Source organism: Hymenobacter mucosus (assembly GCF_900188255.1).
GTDB lineage: Bacteria > Bacteroidota > Bacteroidia > Cytophagales > Hymenobacteraceae > Hymenobacter > Hymenobacter mucosus.
In genome coordinates this window covers 56714-69469 of record NZ_FZNS01000014.1, presented here as the reverse complement: position 1 = coordinate 69469, position 12756 = coordinate 56714, and the positions used below count along the sequence as shown (strand labels likewise).

At 58.7% G+C, this 12756-nt stretch carries 6 protein-coding genes; all 6 read left to right on the top strand.

Translation table 11 applies throughout. From position 1 onward, the window contains the following. Window positions 1–90: 90 nt before the first annotated feature. The 6 genes from CHB83_RS21000 (at window position 91) to CHB83_RS20975 (ending at window position 12702) form a co-directional block, all read left to right on the top strand. Entirely contained in the window at window positions 91–3162 is a 3072-nt protein-coding gene (locus tag CHB83_RS21000; protein ID WP_089334134.1) for a SusC/RagA family TonB-linked outer membrane protein, read from the top strand. Window positions 3163–3186: 24 nt separating this feature from the next. Then, complete coding sequence (locus tag CHB83_RS20995; RefSeq protein ID WP_089334133.1) at window positions 3187–4791, top strand: RagB/SusD family nutrient uptake outer membrane protein; 1605 nt, start codon at window positions 3187–3189, stop codon at window positions 4789–4791. Window positions 4792–4905: 114 nt separating this feature from the next. Next, window positions 4906–7572: a beta-mannosidase gene (locus CHB83_RS20990; RefSeq protein WP_143437227.1), complete on the top strand. Its 2667-nt coding sequence runs from the start codon at window positions 4906–4908 to the stop codon at window positions 7570–7572. Window positions 7573–7625: 53 nt separating this feature from the next. Continuing rightward, on the top strand, window positions 7626–10061 hold the full coding sequence (locus tag CHB83_RS20985; RefSeq protein ID WP_089334131.1) for a beta-glucosidase family protein: 2436 nt from the start codon (window positions 7626–7628) through the stop codon (window positions 10059–10061). 59 nt (window positions 10062–10120) lie between these two features. Continuing rightward, complete coding sequence (locus CHB83_RS20980; RefSeq protein ID WP_089334130.1) at window positions 10121–11614, top strand: sialate O-acetylesterase; 1494 nt, start codon at window positions 10121–10123, stop codon at window positions 11612–11614. A gap of 23 nt (window positions 11615–11637) precedes the next feature. Beyond that, a complete protein-coding gene (locus CHB83_RS20975) occupies window positions 11638–12702 on the top strand; it encodes an SGNH/GDSL hydrolase family protein (RefSeq protein WP_089334129.1) in 1065 nt (354 codons plus the stop codon). Window positions 12703–12756: the final 54 nt, after the last annotated feature.

Here is a 12756-nt window from a genome sequence, read left to right as displayed (position 1 = left end):
AATACAAGAGAAGGGTAAAATATCATTATATACCATGTAAAAAATCACTGCACTTTTGGTCCTCTACTTCCCACCCTAATTTCTTTGTTTATGAGGGACTCTTTACAGACCATGGCGGTATTGCTTTGCAGTACGACTGCCGCATTTGCGCAGCAACGAGTTGTGCAAGGCGTTGTAACCGACTCCAACGGGGAACCCCTGCCAGGAACCACTATCTTAGTGAAAGGCACTACTACCGGCACCACGACCGGCACCGATGGCAGCTTTCAACTGGGTATACCCTCCAATGCTAATACTTTGGTAATTAGCTCGATAGGCTCTAAAACCCAAGAAGTGTCCATCGGAACGCAAACTACCTTTCGTATCACCCTCTCAGCGGATACGCAAACACTGAGCGACGTGGTGGTAGTGGGCTACGGCACAGCCCGCAAGAGCGACCTGACGGGCTCGGTGGCCAGCGTGACCGGAGCCCAACTTACACAGGTAGCTACTGCTGACCCCGTGCAGGCCCTGCAAGGCCGGGTAGCGGGCGTCGATATTACGTCTAACAGCGGCCAGCCGGGCTCCGGTACCCGCATTCGGGTGCGAGGGGTAGGCACCATCAACAACAGCGACCCGCTGTACGTGGTGGACGGCGTGCAAATCGGCGACATCAGCTTTCTGCTACCTAGTGATATTGAGTCGACCGAAATACTGAAAGATGCTTCGGCTACGGCGATTTATGGCTCGCGCGGGGCAAATGGCGTGGTGCTCATCACGACCAAGCACGGCAAGGCTGGCAAGACCCAGTTCAACGTGTTTGGCTACACGGGCTTTCAGCAGATTCGGCGCACGCTGCCCCTGACCAATGCTCAGCAGTACGCGACCCTCGTGACGGAGGCTTACACCAACGAAAACGCCGTAGTACCCGCTGACTACACGGCTCTTCTGAATAGCGCCCTACAAGGCCAAGCGTCGGGCTTCGACTACCAGAACCTGGTGCTGCAGAAAGGTTTGGTTACCAACTACAGCCTGTCGGCTTCGGGCGGCACCGAGCAAAACCGCTACCTCATTAGCGGCAACTATTTCCAGCAGGATGGCATTGTAAAGCAATCGGGCCTGAAGAAGTACGTGGTGCGCCTGAACGACGACGCCACCCTGACCAAGTTTCTAAAAGCGGGCGTGTCGGCCACGTTCACCAATTCGAACCAGACCGGGGCGGGAGATGGCACGGGTAACCCCACCTACAGCACGGTACTGCAAAATGCCATTCAGGCCAACCCCATCAGCTCGCCTTACAATGCCGATGGCAGCTACTCGTACAACAACATCACGAGCTTCACGCCCAACCTGGCGCGCTACCTGACCGAGCAGAAGTACAATAAGACGACTAACACGACGCTCTTTACCAGCGCCTACCTCGACGTGACGCTGCTCAAGAACCTGACGTTCCGCTCTACGTTCGGCATCAACTACAACAATGTGCACCCCAAGGTGTACCTGCCCCAGTACTACCTAGGCCCCAACGACCAACGCTCGCAAAGCGCCCTTATCGAGTCACGCATCGAGAACGTAAGTTGGGTGTGGTCAAACTACTTCAACTACAACAAAAGCTTCGCCGACAACAGCAGCCTCTCCTTCACCCTAGGTCAGGAAGCGCAGCGCGGCTACGGCAGCGGCATTTCGGTAACGGGCTACGACGTGCCCGCCGATGCTACGCTGCAATACATCTCAGCCGCCCGCGCCGCCAACTCCTCTGTGCGCAGCTCGCAGTACGACGGCTCGCTGCTCTCGTACTTTGGCCGCGCCAACTACAACTTCCGTGACCGCTACCTCGTGACGGGTACCCTGCGCTTCGACCAGACGTCGCGCTTTTTGGGCTCTAACCGCACGGGCGTGTTCCCGTCGGTGGGCGCCGCCTGGAACGTCTTCAACGAAAGCTTCCTAAAAGATGCCACGGCCGTGTCGCAGCTGAAGCTGCGCGCCAGCTTCGGCTCGGTGGGCAACCAGAACGCGGCGCCTAACTACGGCTACGCTTCTACCGCTATCAACAACCAGAACTACGTGTTCGGCATCGACCAGGCGCGGGCGCCGGGCCTAGCTATTGCAACGCTGAACAACCCGGCTCTGAAATGGGAAACCGCTGTCACGACCGACTTCGGCATCGACGCCGCTTTCCTGGATAATAAGCTGACTTTCACGGGTGATATTTTCGAGCGGCGCACGAAGGACATGATTGCCTTGCTGCCCGTGCCCAACTACTTGGGGCAGGCTCCGGCCAGTGCCAATGTGGGCACGCTGCGCAACCGCGGCCTGGAGCTAGCCCTAAACTACCGTAATGAACTCGGCAAGCTCCAGTACAACGCAGGAGTGAATTTTACCAAGATCAACAACGTCATTACCGACTTAGGTGGTGCTAACCCCATCGCCAGTGGCAATACGCAAGTCGGTTACACCACCCGTACCTCTGTAGGCCGCGAAATTGCTTACTTCTATGGCTTGCAGGCGCTGGGAATATTCCGCTCCCAGGACGAGGCCAGTGGCTATGTAAACGCTGCCGGCACCCCCATTCAGCCCGAGGCCAAAGCCGGCGACGTGAAATACCAGGACGTGAACGGCGACGGTAAGATTGACGCCACCGACAACACGTACCTAGGTAGCGCTACGCCGAACTTCACCTACGGCGCCTCCCTGAACCTGGCCTACACCAACTTCGATTTCAAGATTCTGCTCTACGGCGTGCAAGGTGCGGAAGCGCTAAACGCCGCCGCTATCAACCTAGATAAGTCGAGCGCCATTGCCAACATCTGGACCAACTTCTACGCCGACCGCCTGGACCGCTGGACCCCCAGCAACCCCAACAGCAACCAGCCCCGCTTGACGTCGAACGCCACCACCAACGACAATCTGAGTAGCCGCCACGTGGAGGATGCCAGTTTTCTGCGCGCCCGCAACATGGAGCTAGGGTACACGCTACCGAGAACAGTGCTGGATAAATTCAGAATCAATGGCTTCCGGGTATTCGCGTCGGTAGATAACGTGTTCACCATAACCAAGTACCGTGGTCTGGACCCCGAAATTTCGGCTTCTGGCTACTACAATAACCCGCTGGCCTACGGAGTAGACTACGGCAACTATCCCCAGCCGCGAACCTACCGCCTAGGCTTCAACGTGCAGTTCTAACGCAATTCCCATCCGCCACTTCCGATGAAAACTTCTTCTACAGCCCGCCTCCTCGCTTTTACGGCGATATTAGGACTGGCACCAAGCTGCCAAAGCTTTCTGGATAAAGAACCCTTGGGCACAGTTACTCAAGCTAATCTCTTCAACGACGTCACCAACTCGGTGCAGGCTGTGAATGCGGTGTACGAGGTTGCGGGCTGGGACCAAGGTCCCAAGTTCGGCGTTGGCGACTTCGTGACGGTTCACTTTGAGTGGATGTTTGGCGACGTCATGAGTGACGACGCGGACAAGGGCAGCAGCCCCAGTGACTTCGCCGCTGTAAGTGAACTCGAAAACTGGTCGGTGCCGACCACGAACCTGATTATTGCCAGCCTGTGGACGCACAGCTTCACGGGCATTGCCCGGGCAAACACCGTAATTAACAACATTGACGCCGGCACCATCGACAACGCGCTGAAAGCTCGCCTGAAGGGTGAGGCGTTGTTTTTACGGGCGTATTTCTACTTCAATCTCGTGAAGGCCTTTGGGGGTATGCCGCTCTTTGAACAGGCAGTACTGCCCACCAATGCAGGCAACGTTAAGCGCACCACCATTGCCGAAACGTACGCTTTCATCGAGAAAGACCTGAAAGCTGCCGCTGCGCTGCTGCCAGAGAAAGGTGCCTACGCCTCAAGCGACCTAGGCCGGGCCACCAAAGGCGCTGCTAACGGCTACCTGGCCCGCGTGATTATGTACCAGCTCGGCACGGACAACACCAACAACCATACCTGGCAGGAAGTGTACGACCTGACGAGCACCGTCATCACGTCGAGCCAGTACAGCCTGTACCCGAACTACGCCGCTATCCACCAGGATATTGGCGAGAACAGCAGCGAGTCGCTGTTTGAGATTCAGTTCACGGCTTCCAACGATAGCTATGGCCCTATCTCGACTGGTACTGCTAACAATGTATTTCAAAATAACCGCGCCACCTTTGGCTACGGCTTTAATAACCCAACCCAGAGCCTGTACAACGAGTTTGAGCCCAACGACCCGCGCCGGGAAGTAACGTTCATCAAGGATGGCGATGTGGTGCTGGGGGTAGTCAACCGCGTAGACCCCGCCTTTAGCAGCACGGGCTACCTCAACCGCAAAGTGGCCATTCCCGCGCCCGCCGCAACCCAATCGGCCTCCCAGAACGTCCGCAAGCTACGCTACGCCGATATCCTGCTCATGAAAGCGGAAGCCGCCGCCCAGCTTGGACGCAACGCCGAGGCCGTAGGCTTGGTCAACCAGGTGCGGCAGCGCGCCCGCAACTCAACCCGCCCACCTGGCACCACGGTAGGCTCAACAACGTACGCCCCAGCTAACACACCAGCCGGCACCCTACCCGATCTTTCGGTTAGTCTCTCGGGTCCGGCGCTACTAAACGCTATCTGGCACGAGCGCCGCGTAGAGTTTGGCGAAGAGTCGCTGCGCTACTGGGACCTCGTGCGTACGGGTCGCTACTTCAGCACCCTATCGCCCGAGGTGGCCGCTCGTGCCCGCACCCACAGCATCACCACGGGAGTCGTGAACCCCATTCCACTGCTGCCCATCGAACTACAGGATGCCCAAACCTGGGGCGTAACGCAAAACCCTGGCTACTAAGCTAGGTACCAGAGCACCATCAGTTTTGCAATCGGCCGCATTCAACAGCCGCGTCAGCAGTTGTTGAATGCGGCCGATTGCAAAACTGATGGTGCACAACGAATTGTACTCTGTTTGTCCTTCCACCCAGATTCTCTGTTTTCATTTGTGCATCAGTTTTCTACCCTTTTTCTAGGTTTCGCGGGCCTACTATCACTACTGGCATCTAGGCCGGCAGCAGCACAGCAGGCTACGGCTGCTCCTAGCCTAGCTAGCAGCAAAACTATTCAGCCGATTCTCACGGGCTGGCGCTTTCGTCAAGTAGGCAAAGACAATTGGGCCCCGGCCACGGTGCCTGGCTGCGTACATACCGACCTGCTGGCTACCAAGCAGATAGAGGACCCACTGTACCGCGACAACGAAATGAAGCTCCAGTGGATAGGCCACACCGACTGGGACTACGAAACGACTTTCGACGTGACCCCAGCCATGCTCCAGCGTCAGCACCTGGAACTGGTGTTTAAGGGCCTGGACACCTACGCCGACGTCACGCTCAACGGTCAGGCTATTTTGCACACCGACAATATGTTTCGGGAGTGGCGTGCCGAGGTCAAGCCCCAGCTAAAGGCCGGAGCCAACCGCCTGCTGGTGCACCTCCGCTCACCCCTGAACGAGGTAGCCGGCCTGCCCCAGAAGTACGGCTACAACCTGTTTGCTATCAACGACGAGCAGGCCATGGGCATTGTCGGTGAGAAAGGCCCAGTGCTGAGCCCCTACACCCGCAAGGCCCCCTACCACTACGGGTGGGACTGGGGGCCTAGGTTTGTTACCTCCGGCATCTGGCAGCCAGTGCAGCTCGAAGCCTGGGACGCAGCCAAAATCACCGATTTTCACGTAGTGCAGCGCCAACTGAGTACGCAGGCCGCGCAGCTTAACTTGGTTATGACATACGAGGGCGCCGCTGCCGCTAGCGGGCCGGCTACCTTGGTGGTCGAAACGACTGGCCCCGACGGCAACCCTGGCCCCCGGGTAGAACAGGCCGTCACCTTGCAGCCCAACCGCCACGATGTAACGGCCGACCTGCGCCTACCTAACCCGCAACTCTGGTTTCCAGCTGGCTACGGCGCCCAGCCGCTTTATTCTTTCAAAGCGCAGTTGCTGCAAAACGGCAAACCCCTCGATGATGCAGGCACCCGTATTGGCTTACGCACCGTGGAGCTGCGCCGCGAGAAAGACGCCTACGGCAAATCCTTCGAGTTTGTGGTGAATGGCATTCCGATTTTCGCCAAAGGCGTGAACTGGATTCCAGCTGACATTTTCCAGACGCGCGTGACCAACCAGCGCTACCATAAGCTGTTGCAAGCCGCCAAAGACTGCAACATGAACATGGTGCGCGTGTGGGGCGGCGGCATCTACGAAAACCAGTATTTCTACGACACCTGCGACGAAATGGGCTTGCTGGTGTGGCAGGATTTTCTGTTTGCCTGCTCGTTCTACCCTGGCGACGACGCGTTTAATAACAACGTGCGCGAGGAAGTCACCTACCAGGTGCGCCGCCTGCGCAACCACCCGAGCATTGCCATTTGGGTGGGCAACAACGAGAACGAAGTGGCCTGGCAGCAGTGGGGCGTGCCCGAGAAAATGGGCAACCACAAGCTGGAAGTGTGGAGCAACTACCTCAAGCTCTACCGCGACCTGATTCCGACGGTGCTGAAGACGGAGGACCCTAGCCGCCCTTACTGGTCGTCGAGCCCCTCGGCCGACTTTGAGGACATGGCCGGTTCGCAAACCAATGGCGACATGCACTATTGGGATGTGTGGGGCGGCACTGCCCCCATCTCGGACTACGAAAAGCAGGTGCCGCGCTTTATGAGCGAATACGGTTTCCAGTCGTTCCCGGAGCTGAAATCGGTGGAACAGTTCACTGTGCCCGCCGATCATGACATTGCCTCCCCGGTGATGAAGGAACACCAGCGTAGCGCCGTGGGCAACCCGCGCCTGAAGGAGTACCTGCTGCGCGATTACAAGGAACCCAAAGACTTCGCTTCCTTCCTGTACGTGAGCCAAGTACTCCAAGCCCAAGCCATTAAGCTGAGCGCCGAACACTTGCGTCGCAGTCGCCCCCGCACCATGGGCTCGATGTACTGGCAGCTCGATGACTGCTGGGGCGTGGCCTCGTGGTCGAGTATCGACTACTACGGGCGGTGGAAGGCGCTGCAATACTACGCCAAGCGTTTTTATGAGCCGGTGCTAGTGAGCCCGCACGAAGAGGCCGACAACGTGCGCGTGTACGTGGTATCGGACCGCACAACGGCTACGCCAGCTACCCTGCAAGTGCGCCTGCTCGACCTTGGTGGCAAGGTGCTGTACAAGCAGGATACCCCCGTGCAAGTGGCGCCGCTGACCAGCCAGGTGTACTTGGATGTGCCAAAAGCCAAGCTGCTGAAAGGCCACGACCCCAAACGCGTGGTGCTAAGCTGCGAGTTGACGGCCAGCAATAAGACGCTCTCGACCAACATGCACTACTTCGCCCTCCCCAAAGAAATGGCGTTGCCCAAAGCCAGTATCAGCGCCACGTGGCAGCAAACCACCGACAGCACCTACCAGGTGACGCTCAAGAGCAAGGCCCTCGCCCGCGAAGTGTGGCTGTCGCTGAGCCAGGGCGACGGCTTTTTTGACGACAACTACTTCGACCTGCTGCCCGGCCAAACCAAAACGCTGACGTTCAAGAGCGAAGGTACCACCTCGCTCGCTGAGCTACGCAAGCACCTTACCATCAAAACTCTGGCCGACGCTTTCTAAACCACCTAGCGGCCTACTTAGGCCGCCTCAACTACTTCTACATACCCTTACCGATGCCCTCCCAGTTCGCTGCTTCTTACCTCAAAAAATTACACTCCTTCCGCTACTGCGTCGTGCCGGCATTCGTTGGGGCGGCGGCTTTGCTGGCGGCTTGCCAGCGCACTGGCCTTCCTACATCGGCCGCCACGGCCAGCACGCCGGTGGCTAACTCGGCGGCGGGCACGCCTACGGCCCCGCAGTGGAGCCCTCGTGTGGCGAAGCTACTGCGCGAGATGACGCTGGAGGAGAAAATCGGGCAGATGACGCAGATTACGAATGCCGCCATCAACCACACCGGCGAGCAGAAGGACGTCAGCCTCGACTCGGCCAAGCTGGTGCCGTTTATTCGCGAGTACGGGGTGGGGTCTTTCCTGAATGGTGAGGCAGTGCCGCCGGCGCAGTGGCTGCGCACGCTCACGGCGTTGCAGCGCATTGCCATGCGCGAGTCGCGGTTGCACATCCCCATTATCTACGGCATCGACCACATGCACGGGGCGAGCTACGTGAGCGGGGCGGCCATTTTTCCGCACAACATCAACCTAGGGGCTACCTTCAACCCCGAGTTTGCCCGCCAGGAGGCCCGCGCCACCGTCATGGAATCTGCTGACCTAGGGCACATTTGGGTGTTTGCGCCCGTGCTCGACCTGGGCTTGAACGTGTACTGGCCGCGCTTCTACGAAACCTACGGCGAAGACCCGCTGGTGGCCGCGGAGCTAGGTGCCGCCTACGTGACAGAACTGCAAAGCAATAAGGATATTCTGCCCTACAAAGTGGCTGGCTGCGGCAAGCACTTTCTGGGCTACTCGGACCCGCGCAATGGCTGGGACCGCACCAACGCGCTCATTCCGGACCAGCGCTTGCAGGAGTTTTTCCGGCCTTCGTTTCAGGCGGCTATTGACGCGGGTTTGATGTCGGTGATGGTGAACAGCGGCGAGATTAACGGCGAGCCGGTGCACTCCTCCCGACGGATTCTAACTGACTTGCTGCGCACGCAGATGGGCTTTAAAGGCGTGGCTGTAACCGACTGGCAAGATATTCTACGCCTCGTGACGGTGCAGAAAACCGAGCCCAACGAGAAAGAAGCCACCTTCAGGTGCATTGATGCGGGCATTGATATGGCCATGACGCCTTACAACACCAATTTCTGCCGCATTGTGAAGGAGTTGGTGCAGGAAGGTCGTCTTACGGAGGAGCGCATCAATCTCTCGGCCGGGCGGGTGCTCCAAATGAAGGACGAGCTAGGCATGTTCGACACCCCCCTACCCCGCGCCGACCGCCTCAACCGCATCGGGGCGCTCGAGCATAAACAGCACGCCCTGGAGGCGGCCCGCGAGTCGGTGGTACTGCTCAAGAACGAAAAGAACACCCTACCCCTAGCTCCTAGCAAGGTAAAGCGCCTGTTGGTCGTAGGCCCTGCTGCCGACTCCAAAGCCAACCTTGCGGGTGGCTGGACGCTAGCTTGGCAAGGTCGCGCTGAAGCGCAGTACCCGGCCGACGTCCTGACCATCTACACGGCCCTTAAGCGCGAATACCCCGATGCGCAGGTGGAAACTATGCCTTACCAGGATGCTACTGGCAAGCCGCAGTTGAGTAACATAGCCGCTGCTGCCCGTCGTGCCGATGCGGTGGTGCTGGCCCTAGGCGAAAAGCCGTACGCCGAAGGCCTCGGCAACATCAACGACCTGACCCTACCCGACGACCAGCAGCAGCTGGTGCGCACAGCCCAGGGCGCAGGCAAGCCCACGGTACTCGTCATGATTGGCGGACGTCCGAATATCATTCGTCCGGTGGCCGAACGCTCAGAAGTTGTCCTGTGGGGCGGCTTGCCGGGTTTCGGGGGCGGACAAGCTATTGCCGAAATCATCAGCGGCAAGGTGAATCCTAGCGGCCGCTTGCCCTTCACCTACCCGCAGGCAGCCGGCCACATTGCCAATTACCACCACGACAACAACGAAAACAGCTTAGAGCTGAGTGACTTTGGGGTTGGCTTTGAAAACCGGGGCAACAAGATCAAGAGCACTATGCTCACGGAGTATGGCTCGGGCATGAGCTATACCACGTTCCGCTACAGCAACCTGCAATTAGCCGACTCGGTGCTAACGGGCAACAAGCCAGTGCGGGCCACCGTGCTCGTAACGAACACGGGCACGCGCCCCGGCAAGGAAGCCGTGCTCTGGTTCCTGACCGACGAGGTAGGCCGCATCACGCGCCCGGTGCGCCTACTCAAACACTTCGAGAAGCAGGAGTTTCAGCCGGGCGAAAGCCGGGAGATGACCTTCACCATTCAGCCGCAGCAGTCGCTGAGCTATCCTGCTGCCGATGGCCAACGCCTGCTCGAAGATGGGTTTTTCACCTTGCGCGTGGGCGACCAGCAGCGCCGTTTCCGGTACGCTGGTACCACAACGCAAGCGTCGGCTTCGCCGGTTCAGAAGGCAATAGGCGGTAAGTAGCTTTTCTTTAAGCGGGCATCTTGGCTGATGCCCGCTTATTATCTGTTCGTCTTTCTTTTATGTATCTCAGCAATCCTAAACCATTACTGGTGATGCTGTTGGCCGCTGGCCTAGGCACTGGCTCAGCGGCTCATGCTGCGGTGCGTTTGCCGGCGCTGGTCGGCAACCACATGGTGGTACAGCGCGACGTGCCAGTGCCCGTATGGGGGTGGGCCGCGCCCGGCGAGCAGGTGGCGGTGACGTTTCGGGGACGCAGCTACCAAGCTACCCCCAATGCGGCGGGACGGTGGCAGGTAGCCCTACCCGCCACGCCGGCCGGTGGGCCGTACACAATTACCATCAAAGGGCAGAACACCCTTACGGTGGATGATGTGCTGGTAGGCGACGTGTGGCTAGCCTCGGGTCAGTCGAATATGGAACTGCCGTTGCGCGACAAAAATGCGCCTGCGCCCGGTGCCTATCCGCTTATTCTGAACGCTGAGCAGGAAGTAGCCATGGCCGACTTCCCGCAGATTCGGCAGTTTACGGTGCAGAAAGTGGTGGCGTATCAACCTCAAACCGAGAATGAGGGCTATAACTGGCAGGTATGCAGCCCCGCCACAGCCGGCAGCTTTTCGGCCGTGGCCTACTTTTTTGCCCGCGACTTGTACCAGCGTTACCATGTGCCCATTGGGATAATCAGCAGCCCCTGGGGTGGCACACCGGCCGAAGCCTGGGTAAGCGCCGAAGCCCTACAACAGTTGCCCGATTTTCAGGCCCCGTTGGCTGCTTTAGCGCAGCGTCCTGCTCGCCCTGCTACACTAGAAAAAGACGCTCAGAATACGCCTACGGTGCTCTACAATGGTATGATTGCGCCCTTGCAGCCTTATGCCCTGAAAGGCGTTATCTGGTACCAGGGTGAAAGCAATACCGGCCGGGGTGCGCAGTACCGCACGCTGTTTCCGGCCCTTATCCGCGACTGGCGCGCCCGTTGGGGGAGCGAGCTGCCTTTCTTATTTGTGCAGCTCGCCAACTTCACCAAGACCCTACCCCTCCCCGGCCCTTCTGACTGGGCTGAGGTGCGCGAAGCCCAGGCGCAGGCCCTGGCCCTACCTCGTACGGGCATGGCCGTGGCCATTGACCTAGGAGACCCCGACGACATTCACCCTGCCAACAAGCAGGACGTGGGCCACCGCTTAGCCCTGGTAGCGCGCCAAGTAGCGTATGGCGATAAAAAGGTAGTAGCTGCGGGCCCTACCTTCCAGCGCTTGCGCGTGGATGGTAAGCAGGTGCGCCTAACGTTCACCAACACGGGCTCGGGCCTACTGCTGAAAAGCGGTACCACCACGCTCAGTGGTTTTGCCGTGGCCGGGGCCGATGGGCAGTTTCACTGGGCTACTGCCACGCTTGCAGGGCCGAAGGAAGTAGTGCTGACCTGCGCGGCCGTGCCCTCGCCGGTAGCCGTGCGTTACAGCTGGGCCAACAACCCGCTTGGCAACCTTTACAACCGTGAAGGCTTGCCCGCTGTGCCGTTCCGGACCGATGCGCCCGCAGGCGCGGCAAGCAAGCCCTGATTCTTTTACTGTGCTCCTTTTGCATGAAACACGTCTTCTCCGTATTGCTACTAGCGCTGTCACTGCCAACTTTGGCCGTAGCGAAGCCCAAGCCTACTACCTTCTACCCTGCCGACAACCCGTATATCCAGTACACTGGGCGCGTTGATTTTAGGGACGTTAAAAAGCCCCGCTGCTGGGCGCCGGGGGCGTATTTTACCGCCCGGTTTTCGGGACCATCTTGCGCAGTAGTGGTCAATGATGAGATGCTGTGGGGCAAGCACAACTACCTGGAAGTAGTGGTGGATGGCAAGCCAACACGCCTGCTCCTGACGGCCAAGGAAAACACAATAACCGTGGCCGAGAACCTACCCGGCAAGGTGCATACGCTCACGGTGTGCAAGAACACCGAATCGAACATCGGCTACCTGGAGTTTGTGGGGTTGCGTTGCGCCAAGCTACTTCCTCCGGTGGCCCGTCCTACGCGGCGTATCGAGTTCATTGGCAACTCCATTACCTGCGGGGCTAGTAGTGATGAATCGTCGGTGCCGTGTGGCAAAGGGAAATGGGAAGATCAGCATAACGCCTACCAAGCCTATGGCCCTACTACTGCCCGCGCCTTAGGGGCCGAGTGGCAACTCACGGCCGTATCGGGCATTGGCCTGATGCACAGCTGCTGCAACTTGCCCTACGTCATGCCCCAGGTATACGACAAAATTAACATGCGCGAGAACCTGCTGCCGTGGGACTTTAGCCGCTACCAGCCTGACGTGGTGACCGTGTGCCTGGGCCAGAACGACGGCGTGCAGGATTCAACCGTGTTCTGCCGCAATTACCTATCGTTCCTTCAGAAGCTACGTCGGCACTACCCAAAGGCGCAGCTAGTGTGCCTCACCAGTCCCATGGCCGATGCTCGGCTGACAGCCGTGTTGCAGCGCTACCTGACAAGTATAGTTGCCCAAACTAATGCGGCCGGCGATGCAGCCGTGCATAAATTCTTCTTTTCGCGCAGCTATACCAGCGGCTGCGATAGTCATCCTAGCGTGGCTGAGCATCAGCTTATTGCCGCCGAACTCACGGCCTACCTAAAACGCCGCTTAGGGTGGTAGGCAGGCAGGGTGTTTTCATTTTCTAACAATACGAGGGAGCAGTTTTCCAACGGC

Bases quoted from the DNA above. Each gene is read 5' to 3' on its own strand.
- CHB83_RS20985 (WP_089334131.1), top strand. From the start codon at position 7,626: ATGCCCTCCCAGTTCGCTGCTTCTTACCTCAAAAAATTACACTCCTTC.
- CHB83_RS20995 (WP_089334133.1), top strand. From the start codon at position 3,187: ATGAAAACTTCTTCTACAGCCCGCCTCCTCGCTTTTACGGCGATATTA.
- CHB83_RS21000 (WP_089334134.1), top strand. From the start codon at position 91: ATGAGGGACTCTTTACAGACCATGGCGGTATTGCTTTGCAGTACGACT.
- CHB83_RS20980 (WP_089334130.1), top strand. From the start codon at position 10,121: ATGTATCTCAGCAATCCTAAACCATTACTGGTGATGCTGTTGGCCGCT.
- CHB83_RS20975 (WP_089334129.1), top strand. From the start codon at position 11,638: ATGAAACACGTCTTCTCCGTATTGCTACTAGCGCTGTCACTGCCAACT.